Origin of the sequence: Polyangium sp. y55x31 (assembly GCF_029946505.1) — a bacterium.
Classification (GTDB): domain Bacteria; phylum Myxococcota_A; class Polyangia; order Polyangiales; family Polyangiaceae; genus Polyangium.
Window position 1 is genome coordinate 14,899 of record NZ_JARZHG010000054.1, and the last position, 15,768, is coordinate 30,666.

The following is a 15,768-nucleotide window of genomic DNA, read 5'->3' on the forward strand; positions in this document are numbered from 1 at the left end:
ATCGATGATGCTCGATCGATGAGCAAGATCCAAGGCGACGCCGCGGCGGCCGTGCTCCGAGCCATCGGAGAGAACATCCCCGGCGCGATCATGTTCGCGCTCGATCGGGAATACCGATACATCCATTTCAATCCCCGGCACGAAGGGGTCATGCGGGCGATCTGGGGCGTCGATATCCGCCTCGGTCTGAGCATGCTGGAGGCCATCAAGGCCCCCGCGGATCGCGAGAAAGCCCGCGTGAACTTCGATCGCGCGCTCGCCGGCGAGGCATTCACGGTGATCGAGGCGTACGGCGACGAGGCGCTGCAGCGGAATTACTGGGAGAACGTGTATGCCCCGGTGCGCGGCGAAGACGGCGCGGCGATCGGCGTGTTCGTGCAGGTGAAGGACATCACGACCGAGAAGCGCAACGAGGCGCTCGTCGCGGAGCATCGAGCCGAGCTCGAACGAATGGTGGCCGCGAGGACGGCCGAGCTCGAAGAGAAGATCGCGCTGATCCAGGCGATCTCGGCGCCGATCATTCAAGTGTGGGACGGCGTGCTCGTGGTTCCGCTCGTGGGGACGCTCGATGAGCGGCGAGGCGAGCGGGTGACGGATGACGTGCTCGAGGCGATTCAGCGGCTCCAGACACGCGAGGTGCTGCTCGACATCACAGGGATGCGGTCGGTGGACGAGAGCGCCGCGCATCGGCTCTTGCAAACGATCAGCGCGACGCGGCTGCTCGGGGCGGGATGCGCGGTGGTCGGCGTGAGCCCGGAGGTGGCAAGGACGCTGGTGGGGATCGATGCGCCGCTTTCGGGCGTGCCGACGTACGGGACGTTGCGGGATGGATTGCGGGCGGCGCTTCGGAGAATGGCGTTCGAGGTGGTGAGGCGGGGGAAGTGATTACGCCTCCGCCGCGCCTGTCTCCTTCTTCTTCGTCCGCCGGGAGAACAGCCGCCGCGTCGAGTTCGGAAGGAGGCGCGGGATCGTCGGATCCAGATCATTCGCTGCGTCGAAGGCACGTACGATCTGCCCGAGCAGGAGGATCGCGACGCCGTCTTCTCGATCGAGCCCTGCTTGCGCGGCGGCACGCGCGGCGTTGCGCTCGCCGGCTTGCGCCGCGGTTGTTTGCACGGCGTTCGCCGCGGCGCGAAGCTCCGCCGCGTACGCTGCATCGAGGCTCGCCAGCGTGATCCGCGCGTGGATGGGCGAGCCCGCGGGCGACTTCAGCCACGCGTCGAGGACCTCGGCGAGGTTGTGGAGCCCGCGCGCGAGCGTGTCCGGCGTATCGGCCGTGCCCACCACCTTGTCGACCTCCGCGCGCAAGGCGGGATCGAGGCCTGCGGCGTCGCGCATGGACGATGCGGCCTGATCACGCAGCGCGACCCCGTGCGCGGCCGCGCGGCTCGCCTCGGCCGCGCGTTTGGCTCGCGTCTTCACCTCGTCGGTCGCGTCGTTCGCGACTTTTTGCGATTGCGCGTGGAGCGCGTGGAGCTGATGCACGGCGACGGCGAGCAGGGGGAGCGAAAACCCTTTGAGGCGCTTCTTCTGGGTGTCGGCGGCGTCTTGCCAGAACTTGTACGCCTCCTGATAGAGCCGCACGCCATCGACGACGAGCCGACTCGTGGCGATCGCGCGTCCCTTCTCGGTGAGCTGCTCATTATCGGTGCCCGCGAGCAGCGCGTCGAGCAGCCCCGCCGGGGGCGCGCCGACCTTCGCGGCGAGGATTTCGAGGGTGTGGATCGGGTCGTCGCTGGGCTCCAGGGGCATGGCGGGAGAATTCGGCGAGCGGGCGAGCCGTGTCAAGGGGAATGTGGGCGAGAGCAGGATGGCGCACCGCGCGTCGGGTCATGTCCCGCGATGCTTCAGCATTTTTTCGAGGAAGTAGATCGCGACCTGGCAGTACTCGCGATACATCCCGCTTGCATTGAGCTTCTTCCACGCGGAGAGCTCACGCTCCAGCATCTCGCGTGTCCAGTAGCCCGGTGTCTCCTTGCCGAGCCGATGGCGCAGGCTGTCGAGGATCTTCTGCCGGGCTGGTTTGATGCGCTCGTTGTTCAGGTTGAGCGTCTCGTTGAGATCCTTCTGGATCTCCGGATCCGTCGAGAAGATCTCCCCGTTGGCGAGGAACCCGATGAGGCGCTCGCAGCGCTGCGTCCTATCGAGCGGGTTCACCTTCAGCGGCGTATTGCCCCTCGATGTGTCGCAGTGCTGGAGGGCCTTCCGCTCCCCGTCGCCGCCCGTGCAGGCGCCCATGAGGTTGTCGTAATCGACGGTCCTGTCTTCGTTGTCGCTCTGCGAGGCCCAGTGCTCGATCTTCATCGTCCGGAGCGAGATCCGCTTCATGCAATAGCAGCAGATGTGCCCTTGCGCCGCGAGCAGCGATGCCCGCAGCTCGTCCGTCTGCGCATAGGTCTCGTACGTGCCGCCGGCCTTGCGATGGAGCCGGAGGCTCTGCGGCTCCTTGCCCTTCTCGATCGTGCGCATGGTCAGCCGTCGAGGAAGCCGAGGAGGGCGCGGAGCCGGACCATGTCGGCGTCCTCCTCGCCGAGGAGCGCGATGAGCTCGTTCAATGCGGCCTTCGCCTCGTCGATGCGCTCCTCGTCGATGAGGCGCGCGGCATTGCGGATCTTCTCCTCGACGTCTTTGGGCCGCGCCGAGAGCCCCATGACCTCCGCGAGGATGGAGCTCGCGTCATGGCCGTACGTCGGCGGCGTGACCCGAACGAGCCCGAAGTTTTCGAGGATGAAGACGTGCTCCCTGGGAATCCGGCTGAGGACTTGCGGGGAGTGGGTGCTGACGATGAACTGGATGCCCGGAAAGGTCTCGCCGAGGGCGGGCAAGATCTCGCGTTGCCAGCCCGGGTGGAGGTGCAGGTCGATCTCGTCGATGAGCACGATGCCCTCCCCGAGGAGGGCATTTTCCTGACGCGGGTTGGCGATCGAGAGGCGCCGGGCCAGATCGGAGACGAGGAGGAGGGTGTTTTTTTCGCCCTCGGAGAGCTGCTCGATCCGCAGGGGAACGCCGTCCTTGTTGATGACGAGCGAGCCTTCCCTCGCCGCGGCGCTCCGCTCGATCCGCAGATCGGAGAACCGCGCCCCGCCGAGGTTTTGTAGGAATCGCGTGAGCGCGGACCGGACGACTTCGAGGGAAGGGTTTCGATGCTCCGGGCGCTCACGCAGGCGGACCTGATTCTCGAGGTCCTCTTCGAGCCGGAACCAGCGGACGAAATCCTGAAATGCTCCGACGCCGTGTCGGAAGGCTCGATCATAAGCTTGGAGTTGCGGGTACGGAGCGGTCGTCGGCTCTCCGTGGACCTCGCTCGCGAGTGCTCTGTTCGCCGAGTAGAAGCAGAGCACGGGGATGTTTATGTCTCTAACCAACGCCAGGTTCTTTTGGAGAACCTGCGCTCCTCGGAGAATTTCTCTCTTCGCAGCAGGCGACCGGCGGGAGCGATCGGAGCGAAGTCCCCAGTGTGCGTCCTCCTCGTCCATCCGGACCGTCGCGTCGACGACCACGCCCTCATGCCCAATCTTGATGTCGCCGTCGCTGAGCTTCACCTCCGCGCGACGCACCGAGTCCCCGAATGCGAGCGCAGTGAAGGTCGAAAGGAGCATGCCGATCGCATCGAGCACGCTCGATTTGCCCGCACCGTTCACGCCGATGAGGACCGCCGGTCCCTCCGGGGGCAAGCGTAGCTCCAGGCTCTCGAAGCCACGAAAGTGCGTCAGCGTCAGAGACGAGATCCTCATGCGGGCACGCTCTTCGTTACTCGCCCCTCGATCGGGGTCAAGCCCGTCGTCACCCGGCCCCGAGCCCGTTGTCACCCGGCCCCGAGCCCGTCGTCATCCGGCCCCGACCCATCGGCAAGCGCCGTCGTCATCCCGCCGGACGCCGTTGTCATCACGTCCGGACGCCGTCGTCATCCCGCCGAACGCCGTCGTCATCACGCGGAGCGCCCTCGTCCTCCTCCGACGCGCCTTCGTCATCGCGTCGGGACGAGGTCGATCCTCCCGAGCTCCTCATGCACGGCCGCGACGGTCGCCTGGATGCGGTCGCCCACGGCAAACCGCTGTCCGTGGCCGATGAGCGCCTGCGCGGCGAGGTCGGTGCGGAAAGGGCCGCCGGGGAGGGCTTCCATCGCAATGGAGCCCATCGCGCCCGTGCCGGCGATTTGTACGAGCAGGCCAAACGGCTTCAGCGCGACGATGTTGCCCGAGACCTCCTCGCCGAGGCGGCCGGCATAAAGGCGCGCGACGAGCATGCGGTGGCGCTCGGCCTCGGCTTTGCCCGCGTTTTGCGAGGAACGGTCGCAGTCGGCCGCGAGGACGGCGAGCCCGGCGCGGATGTCCTCGTAATCGCGATGGCCTTCGAGGTACCGCTTGAGGATGCGGTGCACGAGGAGGTCGGCGTATCTGCGGATCGGCGAGGTGAAATGCAGGTAGAGCGGCGCGCCGAGGCCAAAATGCGGGCCGGGATCGGGCGTGTAGCGCGCCGGGCCGAGGGCCTGGCCGAGCACGGTGCGGATCGCTGGCTCGAAGCGCGCGCCGGCGATCTGCGTCTCGAACGCGGCGAGCGAGCGGGCCGAGAGGCGCGGGCCGAAGCCGGCCTCGATGCCGAAGTTGTGCGCGAGCTGCGCGAGCGTGCGGACGCGCTCGGGCGAGGGCTCGTCGTGCACGCGGAAGATGCCCGGGAGGCCACGCGCGACGAGCCACTCGGCGACGGCCTCGTTCGCCGCGACCATGAGCCGCTCGACGAGCCTGTGCGCGGGGGTCTCGCGGCGCGCCTCGATCGCGGTGGGCTCGCCGGTGCGCGCGTCGAGCTCGATACGCGCCTCCTCGCGCGCGAGGTTGACGCCACCCCGCGCCGCGCGGACGGTGCTGAGGCGCGCGACCGCGGTGCGGAGCCAGCGGAGCGTGCTCTCGACGGCGTGCGGGACGCCCTCGGCGTGGCCCTCGGAAAGGAACGTGTCGACGGCATCGTACGTGAGGCGCGCGCGCGAGCGGACGAGGCTCTCGTAGACGTCGACCGCGGTGATGCGACCCTCGGGATCGATGCGGAGCTCGGCCGTGAGCGCGGGCCTGTCCTCGCCCTCGACGAGGCTCGCCGCGCGCGACGAGATGGCCTCGGGGAGCATCGGGAGCACGCGGCCCGCGAGGTAGACGCTCGTGCCGCGCAGGCGCGCCTCGCGATCGAGGAGCGAGCGCTCGGGGACGAACACGTCGACGTCGGCGATGGAGACGAGCACGCGGAGCGCGCCGCTCGCATCGGCCGGGTACGCCGAGAGCGCGTCGTCGATGTCCCGCGTGGAGGCCGCGTCGATGGTCACGGTCGGGACGCTCCGCAGATCGCGCCGCCGCTCCATGGGGATCGGCCGCGTGGCTGCTTCCTCGGCGGCGCGCTCGAGCGACTCGGCGAAGACCGCGCGCAGGCCGTGCCGCGCGATGCAACGCTCGACGCCGAGATCGGCTCCCTCGGGGACGACACGCGCGACGACGAGGCGATCGCCCGAGACCTCGGCCACGACGTGCGTGCCCTCGGCGAGCTCGTTCGTGGTGTCGAGCGGCCAGTCGGTGTTCGCCACGGAGCGATCGATCCGCAGGTACCGCTTGCCGCCGCGCAGGACGACGCTGCCGAAGACCTCGGCGCGGGCGCGGCTGACGAGCGCGAGCTCGCTCGCGACGAAGCGGCCGTTGCCCTCGGACGTGAGCCGCGCGGTCACGATGTCGCCGTCGAGGAACGGGTTCAGATCCGGCGGCGCGATGAACGCGGATACGGGCGCCGGGGCTTCGGCGACGAGGAAGCCGAACCCTCTCGGATGAACGGAGATACGCCCGCGTGTCGTGCCGTCGTTCATGTGTCGTCGGCGCTGTCGCTCGTGGCTTGCCCGCGGCGCCACCGGAGCTGCAACTCGATCTCCTCGGCGTCGCCTTCGGCCTCGTGCTCGACCGAGAGCTCGGCGTCGTACGGGACCGTGACCCGCACGCCGCCGACCTGGACGCGGAACGGCTCGCCTCGCTCGACCGCGTCGGCGACGCGGCGGAGGAGCGCGACGAACTCGTCCCTCGAACGGATGCGCGTGACGTCTCTCGCCATGGGCGGAGGATAGTCGGCTCATCGTCGCGATGTCCACGGGAGGCATGTGCTAGTGTCCGGACCCCTCAGGAAAACGGGAATGGAAGCGAAATCCGAGGTGATTGAGCGGCTCGAAGCGAAGGCGAACCGCGCCTTTCCGCACGTGCTCGCCGCGCGTGACCTCTCCGCGCGGACGCTCGAAAAGCTCCGCGAGCTTCTCCGCGGGCACGATCCGGAGGACGCGAGCATCGTCGTCTTCGGCTCGTTTGCTCGCGGCGAGTACACGCCTGGCAGCGACATCGACTGGACGCTGCTCGTCGACGGGCGCGCGGACCGGGTCCACTTCGAAGAGGCCGTGGCGATCACGCGTATCCTCGACGCGGCGAAGTTCCAGCCGCCGAGCCCGTTCGGCGTGTTCGACAACGTGTCCTTCAGCCACCCCTTGCTGCACCTCATCGGGGGCCACGACGACACGAACCGCAACACCACGCAGCGCATCCTGCTCCTGCTCGAGTCGATCGCGATCGGCCAGAGGGAGGCGCTCGATCGGGTCGTCGACCTCGTGCTGCACCGCTACGTCTCCGACGACCGTGGTCTTTTGTTCTCCAAGCGTTCGAAGCTCGTGCCGCGTGTCCTCTTGAACGACATCATCCGGTACTGGCGCACCATCACCGTCGACTTCGTGAACAAGCAGGGCTTCAAGGGCGGCTGGGCGCTGCGCAACATCAAGCTGCGCATGAGCCGCAAGCTGCTCTTCGCGAGCGGGATGCTGGCGTGCTTCTCGCTCGAGCTCTTTGGCAAGGGCGAGTTTCGGCGCGGTGAGGGCGGCCTGGATCCGACACGTGTCGTCCGCTACCTCCGTGAGCGTCTCCGCCTCTCGCCGTTCGAGCAGATGTGCGAGGTCCTGCTTCGGCCTGCGATCTCCGTCGAGACCGCGCAGAAGGTGATGAGCTCGTACGACGCCTTCATGGCCATCCTCTCGGACGAGGACAAACGTCGACACCTCTCCGATCTCCCGTTCGAAGCCTTCAACCAAGACGCGCTCTGGAAGGAAGCGACGAACTTGACCTACACCTTCCAGGACGGGCTCGATCAGGTCTTCTTCCTGGAGGACGAAGAGATCGCCGGGCTCGTGCGGCAATTCGGCGTGTTCTGATCGGAGCCGTGGTTGCGCGTGTGGTCGTGGCGGAGTAACCACACGGCCTTGCCATGTCGGTTCCAGACGAACGACGCACGCATCGAGGCCTGACCGTCGCGGGCCTCGTGCTCGCCCTCGCCATGGCCGCGCTCGAGGCGACCGTCGTGGCCACCGCGATGCCCACCGTCACCGGGGATCTCGGCGGCATCGAGTATTACGCGTGGGTCACGAACGCCTACCTGATCACGTCGGCGATCTCGGTCCCCATCTTCGGCAAGCTCGCGGATCTGCACGGTCGAAAGCCCGTGCTGCTCGCAGGGATCGCGATCTTCCTCCTGGGATCGGCGGCGAGCGGGGCGGCGCAGTCGATGCCCGCGCTCATCGCGTTCCGCGCGATCCAGGGCCTCGGCGCAGGGGCGATGCAGCCGATGCCGATCACGATCATCGGCGACATCTTCGGCATCGAGGAGCGATCGCGGCTGCAAGGGCTCTTCGGCGCGGCGTGGGGCTTCTTCGGGCTCGTCGGGCCGATCATCGGCGGCGTGATCGTGCAGAACGTGTCCTGGCGGTGGGTGTTCTACATGAACCTGCCGTTCGGGGTCGCGGCCGCGGCGCTCATCACGACGGCGCTGCACGAGCGCGTGGAGCGGAAGAAACGAAAGCTCGATCTCGCAGGTGCTTTCCTGCTCGCGAGCTTCGTGACGGCGCTGCTGCTCGCGAGCTCCGGAGTGCACGACGAGTCCAGGTGGGCGTTCGTCCTCGCCACGGTTCTGCTCCTCGGGGCCTTCCTGTTCGTCGAGTCCCGCGCGGAGGAGCCGCTCTTGCCGCTCGGGCTCTTCACGCGCCGGGTGATCGCGTTTTCCTCGGCGATCGGCGCGGTCATCGGCGGCGCGATGGTCGCCATCCTGACGTACGTGCCCCTGTTCATTCAGGGCGTGCGCGGCGGCACGCCGACCGAGGCAGGCAGCTCCATCACGCCCATGCTCGTCACGTGGCCGATCGCGAGCACGCTCGGCGGCAGGCTCATTCCGAGGGTAGGCTTCCGGGCGCTCGTTCGCCTCGGCATGGGGTGCACGGGCGTGGCCGCGGTCGCCTTGCCCCTCGTCGCGGATCGAATGCCGCTCGGGCTTCGCGTGGTGACCGCGCTCTTCGGGATCGGGATGGGCCTGGCCAACACGGCGCTCATCATCGGCGTGCAGACCTCGGTCGGCTGGGAGCAGCGAGGCATCGCGACCGCGAGCTCGATGTTTTTCCGGACGATCGGCGGGGCCGTGGCGGTCGGCGTGATGGGCGGCGTGATCGTGACCGCGCTGGAGAAGGACGCGTCGCTGCCGAAGGATGCGGCGAGTCGCGCGCTCTCGCGCGAGGGGATGAACGCGCTCGGGCCCGACGTCGTGCAGCGGATCGCGGGGCTGCTCGACGCGGGGCTCGGGACGGTGTTCTGGATGATCGCGGTGCTCGGCGTCCTCGCGTTCATCGGGGCCCTGTTTTTCCCGAACGTACCCCTGGAGACGAAGGCCGCGAAGCCTGCGCCCGCGCCTGCGCCTCCTGCGCATTGATCGTTCGAGCTCCAAGGAAAGGGGCGACGCTCAGGGAGCGGGCGTCGTCCCCGGGATCCGCCGCGAGCGCGGCTGGATCTTGGTGACGCGTGGGTTCGGCGTGAGGTCGAGCCCGAAGGCGATGCCGAGGCTCGCGCGCACGTCGTGCAGCGGGGCGAGCTCGAGCGCGGGCGGGACGAGGCGATAGCTGCCCTCGAAGAAGGCGGAGATGGGCTCGTCGTTGATCGCGAGGATCGTCCGCTCGACGCGGGCATGGCCGAGCGCGCCGAGCTTCCACGTGCGCTCGCTGGTCCAGTGCGGGGTGATCTCGGCGCGTGTGTCGAGCGAGAGGAGCCCGTCCTGCGTTTCGAAGCGGAAGCGAATCGAGCCGGCCGTGCCGGGGGCGACGCGATGCACGAGGCGAGGGCGCGCGATCGAGTCCGCGGGGCCGGTGCCGCGCTGGGGGCCGTAGACGTCGAGGTCGTACCGCACGCCCACGCCGATCTCGATGCTGCGGCCGGGATGGTTGGAGCGCAAAGGATCGAGGTAGGCGGTGGCGCGGGCGACGGAGACGCGGAGGAAGGGGATGGCCGCGCCGTCCGCGGCGCCCGTGGGCATGGCACGCGGGACGGTGACGCGGCCGATCTCGCCGTCGAAGCCGATGTCGAACGGGAAAGGGATGCTGAGCGGCGGTGAGGAAGGCAGGACGATACGCGGCGAGAGGTCGTGGCGGTGCGCGGCGGCGCCGTAGAGCACGGCGTCGAAGGCGGGCATGTCGCCGAACGGGCGGACGAAGGGCGCGACGAAGCCCGAGAGGACGCGTTGATCGAATTGCCATTCGACCCGCGCGGGGCCCTCGCCGAAGGCATAACGACGGCGGACCGAGGTGCCTGCGTGGACTTCGAGGGCAGGGGTGATCCGGCCATTTTCCGTGCGGGCGCCGGAGGCGGCGGCGCCGAGGCGGATGCGGCTTTCGGGATCGAAATGAACGCGGAACGTGCGGCCCTTGGGTGAATGACGAAAGTCTCCCTCATCCGCCGCGGCCATGATGGGCGCGGTGGTGACGGCGATCGCGGCGATCGCGGCGGTGAGGGAACGTCGGATCACGGGTCCTCGAAGGCAGGCATCGGCTCGAAGACACGCGGCGGGGCGCCAAAGGACATGCGCAGGCCCGCAAAGAAGCGGAGCTCGACCGCCCGCACGTCGCGCACGAAATCGTTCTGCGTGCGGCCCTCGGCGGCGAGGCGGACCGAGATCGGCTGGTCGTTGATCGCGACGAGCACGCCCTCGTACGCGAGCGAGCCCGCGAGGCGATTGACGGACTCGCCCGTGAGGTCGCCCGAGACGATGGTGGGGCGGCGGAACGTGAGATCACTGAAGAGATAATGCAGGCCGCCCTTGCCGAGGCTGACGCGCGACTCGATCGCGGCCGTGGGTCCGATGAAATAATTGCCCGATTTGCCGGAGACGATCTTTCGATCCTGCCAGTGCGCGCCGAAATCGCCGCCGATTTCGATGCGGAGGTGGCTGTACATGTCGTCGGATTGCCAGGGGTTCCAGGCGAGGTGGAACTCGCCGAACTCCATGTCGAGGGCGTCGCGGAACGAGGGCTGGCGATCGAGGACGGAGAGGACGCGGAAGCCGAAGCCCATGCGCGGAAGAATCGGGTGCACGTCGGGCTCGCCGAAGAAGGTGCTGAGCCAGAAGAGCGGGCGCCTGTGCTCGTGCTGGTAATCGTAGGAGAGGAGGGTGCCGCGGAGCTCGAGGTCGGCGAAGGTCGCGCTGCCTTCGAGGATGCGGAGGTCGTGCCGGGCGCGCTTTCGCGGCGAGAGAATGCTGAGGTGGATGCCCATCTCGGCGTTCGCCCGGGCAAACGGAAAGCCCGCGGGGACGGCGAAGCCGCGGCTCGATTGCAAAGTGGGGGCCCAGCCGACGCCGATGTAAAAGCGGTTCAAGAGGTCGAATTTGACCTGGAAGGCGCGGCCGCTCTCGCCACGCGCATAACCGGGCGGCGCCTCGGCGACCGCGGGGACCATGCGGGCGCGGCGCGCGAGCGCGCGATAGGTGTCCTCGCTGTAGGGCGTGCAGGACTGGACCTTGTCGAGCGGATCGCCGATGCCGACCATCTCGCCGGGGGCGACGAGGCACGTCTCTCCTTTGGCGTCCTGCGTGCATTGGACGCGGAGCGTCTTGCCGTCCCTCAGGTTGTAACAGCTTACGGGCTGATCCCAGCGGAGCGCAGGCGGTGCGTCGTCCGCCGCGGCAGGCGCCGCGAGCGCGAGGAGCGGGGCGGTGAGCAGCGCGGAGAAGAGGAGGCGTCGAGGAGGTGATCGCACGGTGTTACCTCGTGGCGAAGGCGCCGGCGCGCGAAAAGGAGATCGCTGCATCCAGCAAGCTATCACGGGAGAAGCACGCGCCGTGCCGGCAAGACGGCGGGGGAGGCAAAAAGGATCCATCTGTTCGGAAAGTGCAGAACATCGACGCCGACCGGCGGAAATTCGACAGGTGGCTGCGAAAGGGCGGACGCGGCGCGGCGCGAGATCCTGCCGACGAGGCTGCGCACGTGGCGCGCCGTGCCGAGGCCAACGTTGAGGGGCCCGGGGTGTCCTTGCTAGATTCGGCCGATGATCACGACCTTCCGATCCTTGGTTCGACGGGCAAACACATTCCAGGCAGCCGTGGCCCTCACGGCGATATCCCTCGCGGGGTGCAGCGACGATCCGGCGCAAAACCCGCCCTGCGTGGGTGATGCGTGCAATCCCCCCGGGCCGATGTGCGTGCCGGCGATGGACTTCGAAGGGCTCGATGGCGGGCTCACGGCCTCGCTGCGCACGTTCTACAACGGCAGCGGCGGCGGGGGGCTCGCGCACATCACGTATTGGGGCCTCAAGGCAGGGATGCCCGAGTTCGACGATCTTCCGGCCGAGGAGCAAGCGAAGGTCAAGAAGATGCAGGCGAGCCTCCTGCACTCGCTGAAGCTCGCGCCAAAGGACGAGGTGTACGGCGTCGAGGTCACGGGCACGCTCGCGGTGACCGAGGGCGGGGTCACGCGGACGCAGGAGATCGTGCTGAAGGTGCCGAATGATTGGAACGGCAAGCTCGTGGTGGCCGGGACGCCGGGGACGCGCAGCGAATTCGCGAACGAAGGGACGATCGTTCCCTGGGTGCTGAAGCGCGGATATGCGTACGTGGCCGGAAACAAGGGAATGACGAACGGCGGGGTCGACGGGAACGCGACGCTCCTGACGAAGACGCACCCGACGCAGCACTGGGGCGCGATGATGCTGGATCTCGCGGAGTGGGCCGCGACGTCGCTGGAGATCGTGACGTGCAAAGCGCCGACGCACGTGTATGCGGTGGGGCTCTCGAACGGCGGATACCAGGTGCGGCGCGCGCTGGAGCTCGATCACGAGCGCGAGAAGGCCGGCGGGAAGAAGATTTTCGCCGGCGGGCTCGACTGGTCGGGCGCGTACTGGCCCGACGCGCGGGTGCTCGACAAGGACAAGGACGGGACGGTGACGCCGGCCGAGTATGCCGCGGCAAACCACCTCGTGAGCACGAACGAGCGCGCGGCGCTGGCCATGAAGTGGGCCTACGATCCCGCGACGCTGTCGACGCCGGACGCGTACACGCAAATGCCGCCGTTCTCGGGGGCCGAGGACGCGATGATCGCCGCGGGCTTCGGCGCGCCGTCGGCGACGATCTGGGGCGCCTACAACACGGCGTTCGATTCGCTGAAGGCGACGCTGCCGCAATTCAAGGGGATCGGTTACTACAACTTCACGGCGTATTACTTCAAGGCGGAGCTGCTCGGCCACGATCTGGCCGAGAGCGCGGCGTATAGCTGCTTCCCGCCGAACGACATGGATCCGCCGCCGTTCTACGCATACCTGGCCTCGGCGCCGGACGCGGGCTGGACGGCGGAGAGCGTGTCGTTTGCCCTGAAAAACGCGAACACCGGCGAGTTCTCGGCGCCGCTCGTGAGCATCCACGGCGACGCGGACGGGCTGCTCGGGGTGATCGCGAACGCGGAGGCCTATCGCGACGCGGTGACCGCGTACGGCGATCCGGACATGTATCGGCTCTACGTGGTGGCCGGCGGCGGCCACGTGGATCTGCATTCGGACGGGGTGCTCGATTTCGATTTCGACGGCACGCGGGCCGAGGAGGGCGCGCAGGACAAGTTCACGATCCTGCAGCCCTACGCAGAGCGCGCGTTCGACGCCCTCGTGGAATGGGCCGAGAAGGGGACGGCGCCGCCGCCGAGCAAGACGCTGGCCGCGGATCCAGTGAACGACGAGCTCGACGCGTCGAAGATCGAGCTATAGCCTGCCGGTCAGGAGGGCCGCTCGGGCGCGTCTGCCCCGAGCCGGCCCCGCTGGCGTCGCGCCTGCATGCGGCGGAACTTCTCCCGCAGGTGATAAAGCGTCTCGAGGAGCGCGCCGAGGAATTCGAGCGCCTCTTTCGCGTCCTGGTGCGAGGCCTTCGGGTCCGTGGGCAGGACGCCGACGTCGCCGAGGAACCGGAGCTCCTCGCCCCAGCGGCAAAGCTCCTCGCTGATGAGGCCCTTCGTGTAGAGCGCACGCAGGCCGTCGAGGAAACGCTCGTGATCGGGCGCGAACTCGCGCACCACGACCTCCAGCGTGCGCCGCGCCATGACCGCCGTGGCCATCCACGCGCCGGCCGCCTCGCACCGCAGCGTCTCCTGGTACGACTCCATCACCCGCGGCGGGAGCTCGAAATCGATGGGCCGGAGCACCGAGGGCCAGAGCTGCCGCGGCTCCGCCGCCGCGCCGTCGGTTTCGTGCTCGTATTCGACGAGCCCCACGCGGTTGCAGCGGGCGCAATGACCGAAGACGTAGTCCTTCGTGGCCCCGTCCTGCTGCTGGTACTTGTGCTCGCCGTGGTGCACGAGCTGCACCTGCATGCGACACGCCTGGCAATAAAAGCTCGGGTTGCGCTGCGTCGACATGGCTACTCCTCGAGACGATGGATGCCAAGTCTTTCATGCCCGCCAGCCGAGAGCAATGCCCATTCCGTGCCCGGCGCACCCGGGGCCCGGCGCGCGGGCCCCCCGGGCTACTCGTCGTCCGGCTTCTTGTCTTCGTACTTCGGCGCGAGCGGCGCGCTCTGCCCCTTCGGCTCGAGGAGCTCGAACGTATTGACGCACAGGCCGAGCGGGACGACCCACACATCCCACACGTCGAGCGGCGCCATTCCGATGAGCGCGAACAGGCGATTGCCGTCCTCGAACATCGTGATGCGCAGCTTGAGCTTGCCGAAATCACTCGCCTGCAGCGCGACCGCCTCCGCGGCCCAGCCGAACGGGAACTTGTTCAGCTTCATGCGCTGGAGCGCGAGCTGCTGGAGATGACATTGGCGCTCGAGCCATTCGGCCACGTTGCCCTTCTTCGGCGCAGGGCGGACGCCGACCGAGAAGATGATCGGCGGGAGCATCTCCTTCGCCGCGCTGAAGAGCGCGAGCGGGACGAACTCGGACTCCTTGGAGAAGTCCATCTTGCCGACCGGCGCAGGCTGCTGGTACCAGCCGTCGGGCAGGAGAACGCTGAAATCGAGATCCGAGCGAGGCTGCCGGACCGTGACGGTGATGCAATCCTTCAGCTCTTCCTCGTTCGGGAAGACGCCTTGGGTCGGGAGATCCGGATCGTCGAGCGCCATGTCGAGCTCTTCCTTGCTGGATTCGAGTCTAGCACCTTCGTCACGATGGATCGTCGAAGACGAAGAGGTGCGCGAGAGCCTCGCCGTCGACGGCGATCGTGCGGTCGTCGAACAGGCGGGGCGTACCGAAAACCTCGTCCGGCTCGGCGAGCGCGGCGAAGGTCTCGCGCTTGACGTCGAGCAGGACGAGGCGGGTCGTCGCCGGGCGCTCCTCGTCGCCGGGCTTTTCCGTGCGGAAGAAGGCGATGGAGCGGGCGCTCTGCGTGAATGCGGGCGTCTCTGCCGGGTCGAGGTAGCTGCTCTCGTAAAGGACGTGCCCTTCGCCTTCGAGGCGCGGGACGACGATGAGCGCGGTCTTCTCCTGCTCCTCGTGCACGCAGAAGAGGCCGAGCGTCGCGCCCTTGGGTGACCAGAAGGGCAGGATGTGGACGTTGCCGCCCGGGATCTCGGTGAAGATCGAGGTCACGACCGCGCCCTTTTCGCGCTTGACGAGCCAGACCTCGGAGATCTCCTCGCCCTCGCGCCCGGCCGTGTACACGATGTGCTCGCCGTCGGGCGAGACCACGATACGTGCGGGGAACGAGGGATCGGCGTCGTCCTCGAAGGGGCCGAGCGCGCGCGGCTCCTCCTCGTCGAGCGCATAACGAAGCAGCGATTTGCGGTAAGGATCCGCGACGAGGAGCGCTTTGCCACCGGCTGTCCAGCCAAACCCCGTCCCTTCGACGCGCCGGATCTCGCCCGGCGCATCCGCGCTCGCCCAGCCAATGGTGCCGCGCGCGCCGAATCCGAGGAGCGGCGCGACGCGATATGCGATGTGCGAGCCGTCCGGGGAAAACGCGAGGTCCTCGATACGGCCGGGCTTGAAGGGGACGAGGAGCCGGGCCGAGTGGGCATTGTGGATCTCGCCGATCCAGATTCCGGTTTGTCCCTCGGGGCCGTCCTCGCGGACGAAGGCGATACGATGGCCGGAGGGCGCGAGCCGGCAGAGCCGCAGGACGGCGTCGCTCGGCACGGGCGCTTGGAGCGTGCGGTGCTGGTAGCGGAGTCCGGCTAGTTGGGTGGCCATGCCGTGAAATATCCGTTGAGCTCGTGCAGGCGTTCGATGAAATCAGCGAGGTCCGGATCCTGCGTCGGCTCGAGCTCGCGGACGGCGAGCAGGCCGATCGTGATGGATTCCCGCTCGTCCTCGGTGGGCGTGCGGCCCTTCGCCGTCATCGATTGCATGGCGGCGAGCTGGCGGGCGATGGATTCGTAGGTGACGGAGCGCGGCGCCCCCTGGAAGCGCGCCTCGGCCTCGATCTGCGTCTGCGCGAGGACGTCGAAGAAATCCTTCCGGTTGTCGAGCGGACGGTTCAT

Annotated in this window: 15 protein-coding genes; 4 read left to right on the forward strand and 11 right to left on the reverse strand. The window is 68.2% G+C overall.

Annotation, left to right across the window (positions count from 1 at the left end; translation table 11 throughout):
• The first annotated feature begins 18 nt into the window (after nt 1–18).
• On the forward strand, nt 19–885 hold the full coding sequence (locus QHF84_RS46280; RefSeq protein WP_281320038.1) for an STAS domain-containing protein: 867 nt from the start codon (nt 19–21) through the stop codon (nt 883–885).
• Here QHF84_RS46280 and QHF84_RS46285 read toward each other — a convergent pair whose 3' ends face one another.
• From QHF84_RS46285 to QHF84_RS46305, 5 genes are all read right to left on the reverse strand, one after another.
• Nucleotides 886–1,752, reverse strand: coding sequence for a hypothetical protein (locus QHF84_RS46285; RefSeq protein WP_281320039.1), 867 nt, complete (start codon nt 1,750–1,752; stop codon nt 886–888).
• 78 nt (nt 1,753–1,830) lie between these two features.
• Nucleotides 1,831–2,469, reverse strand: coding sequence for a retron system putative HNH endonuclease (locus QHF84_RS46290; RefSeq protein ID WP_281320040.1), 639 nt, complete (start codon nt 2,467–2,469; stop codon nt 1,831–1,833).
• Nucleotides 2,470–2,471: 2 nt separating this feature from the next.
• Nucleotides 2,472–3,734 (reverse strand): AAA family ATPase, encoded by a 1,263-nt coding sequence (locus QHF84_RS46295; RefSeq protein WP_281320041.1) that lies wholly within the window; start codon nt 3,732–3,734, stop codon nt 2,472–2,474.
• A gap of 233 nt (nt 3,735–3,967) precedes the next feature.
• Entirely contained in the window at nt 3,968–5,839 is a 1,872-nt protein-coding gene (locus tag QHF84_RS46300) for a ribonuclease R family protein (RefSeq protein ID WP_281320042.1), read from the reverse strand.
• Nucleotides 5,836–6,078, reverse strand: coding sequence for an amphi-Trp domain-containing protein (locus tag QHF84_RS46305; protein ID WP_281320043.1), 243 nt, complete (start codon nt 6,076–6,078; stop codon nt 5,836–5,838). Before QHF84_RS46305 ends, QHF84_RS46300 begins: the two co-directional genes overlap by 4 nt.
• A 79-nt stretch (nt 6,079–6,157) precedes the next feature.
• Between QHF84_RS46305 and QHF84_RS46310 the strand changes: the two genes are divergently transcribed.
• Together QHF84_RS46310 and QHF84_RS46315 are read left to right on the forward strand one after the other, a co-directional pair.
• Entirely contained in the window at nt 6,158–7,213 is a 1,056-nt protein-coding gene (locus QHF84_RS46310) for a nucleotidyltransferase domain-containing protein (RefSeq protein ID WP_281320044.1), read from the forward strand.
• Nucleotides 7,214–7,266: 53 nt separating this feature from the next.
• Nucleotides 7,267–8,754 (forward strand): MDR family MFS transporter, encoded by a 1,488-nt coding sequence (locus QHF84_RS46315; RefSeq protein WP_281320045.1) that lies wholly within the window; start codon nt 7,267–7,269, stop codon nt 8,752–8,754.
• Nucleotides 8,755–8,784: 30 nt separating this feature from the next.
• On the opposite strand, the gene QHF84_RS46320 is transcribed toward QHF84_RS46315, so the two are convergent.
• The gene (locus QHF84_RS46320; RefSeq protein WP_281320046.1) at nt 8,785–9,840 is read right to left on the reverse strand and encodes a hypothetical protein; all 1,056 of its coding nucleotides are present in this window, start codon (nt 9,838–9,840) and stop codon (nt 8,785–8,787) included.
• Nucleotides 9,837–11,069, reverse strand: coding sequence for a hypothetical protein (locus QHF84_RS46325; RefSeq protein ID WP_281320047.1), 1,233 nt, complete (start codon nt 11,067–11,069; stop codon nt 9,837–9,839). Before QHF84_RS46325 ends, QHF84_RS46320 begins: the two co-directional genes overlap by 4 nt.
• Before the next feature lie 288 nt (nt 11,070–11,357).
• On the opposite strand from QHF84_RS46325, the gene QHF84_RS46330 reads away from it, so the two are divergent.
• A complete protein-coding gene (locus QHF84_RS46330) occupies nt 11,358–13,061 on the forward strand; it encodes an alpha/beta hydrolase domain-containing protein (protein ID WP_281320048.1) in 1,704 nt (567 codons plus the stop codon).
• An 8-nt stretch (nt 13,062–13,069) separates the two neighbouring features.
• On the opposite strand, the gene QHF84_RS46335 is transcribed toward QHF84_RS46330, so the two are convergent.
• The 4 genes from QHF84_RS46335 to QHF84_RS46350 all read right to left on the reverse strand — a co-directional run bounded on the left by QHF84_RS46335 (nt 13,070) and on the right by QHF84_RS46350 (nt 15,768).
• Nucleotides 13,070–13,705 carry a DUF4145 domain-containing protein gene (locus QHF84_RS46335; protein WP_281320049.1) on the reverse strand — a complete coding sequence of 212 codons (636 nt, stop codon included), beginning with the start codon at nt 13,703–13,705 and terminating at the stop codon, nt 13,070–13,072.
• 107 nt (nt 13,706–13,812) lie between these two features.
• Nucleotides 13,813–14,412 carry a hypothetical protein gene (locus QHF84_RS46340; protein WP_281320050.1) on the reverse strand — a complete coding sequence of 200 codons (600 nt, stop codon included), beginning with the start codon at nt 14,410–14,412 and terminating at the stop codon, nt 13,813–13,815.
• A gap of 40 nt (nt 14,413–14,452) precedes the next feature.
• Nucleotides 14,453–15,478, reverse strand: a complete 1,026-nt coding sequence (locus tag QHF84_RS46345; RefSeq protein ID WP_281320051.1) for a hypothetical protein — start codon at nt 15,476–15,478, stop codon at nt 14,453–14,455.
• Nucleotides 15,463–15,768, reverse strand: a complete 306-nt coding sequence (locus tag QHF84_RS46350; RefSeq protein WP_281320052.1) for an immunity protein Tsi6 family protein — start codon at nt 15,766–15,768, stop codon at nt 15,463–15,465. The genes QHF84_RS46345 and QHF84_RS46350 overlap by 16 nt, the downstream gene beginning before the upstream one ends.

Bases quoted from the DNA above. Each gene is read 5' to 3' on its own strand.
- QHF84_RS46280 (WP_281320038.1), top strand. From the start codon at position 19: ATGAGCAAGATCCAAGGCGACGCCGCGGCGGCCGTGCTCCGAGCCATC.
- QHF84_RS46285 (WP_281320039.1), bottom strand. From the start codon at position 1,752: ATGCCCCTGGAGCCCAGCGACGACCCGATCCACACCCTCGAAATCCTC.
- QHF84_RS46290 (WP_281320040.1), bottom strand. From the start codon at position 2,469: ATGCGCACGATCGAGAAGGGCAAGGAGCCGCAGAGCCTCCGGCTCCAT.
- QHF84_RS46295 (WP_281320041.1), bottom strand. From the start codon at position 3,734: ATGAGGATCTCGTCTCTGACGCTGACGCACTTTCGTGGCTTCGAGAGC.
- QHF84_RS46300 (WP_281320042.1), bottom strand. From the start codon at position 5,839: ATGAACGACGGCACGACACGCGGGCGTATCTCCGTTCATCCGAGAGGG.
- QHF84_RS46305 (WP_281320043.1), bottom strand. From the start codon at position 6,078: ATGGCGAGAGACGTCACGCGCATCCGTTCGAGGGACGAGTTCGTCGCG.
- QHF84_RS46310 (WP_281320044.1), top strand. From the start codon at position 6,158: ATGGAAGCGAAATCCGAGGTGATTGAGCGGCTCGAAGCGAAGGCGAAC.
- QHF84_RS46315 (WP_281320045.1), top strand. From the start codon at position 7,267: ATGTCGGTTCCAGACGAACGACGCACGCATCGAGGCCTGACCGTCGCG.
- QHF84_RS46330 (WP_281320048.1), top strand. From the start codon at position 11,358: ATGATCACGACCTTCCGATCCTTGGTTCGACGGGCAAACACATTCCAG.
- QHF84_RS46335 (WP_281320049.1), bottom strand. From the start codon at position 13,705: ATGTCGACGCAGCGCAACCCGAGCTTTTATTGCCAGGCGTGTCGCATG.
- QHF84_RS46340 (WP_281320050.1), bottom strand. From the start codon at position 14,412: ATGGCGCTCGACGATCCGGATCTCCCGACCCAAGGCGTCTTCCCGAAC.
- QHF84_RS46345 (WP_281320051.1), bottom strand. From the start codon at position 15,478: ATGGCCACCCAACTAGCCGGACTCCGCTACCAGCACCGCACGCTCCAA.
- QHF84_RS46350 (WP_281320052.1), bottom strand. From the start codon at position 15,768: ATGAACCGTCCGCTCGACAACCGGAAGGATTTCTTCGACGTCCTCGCG.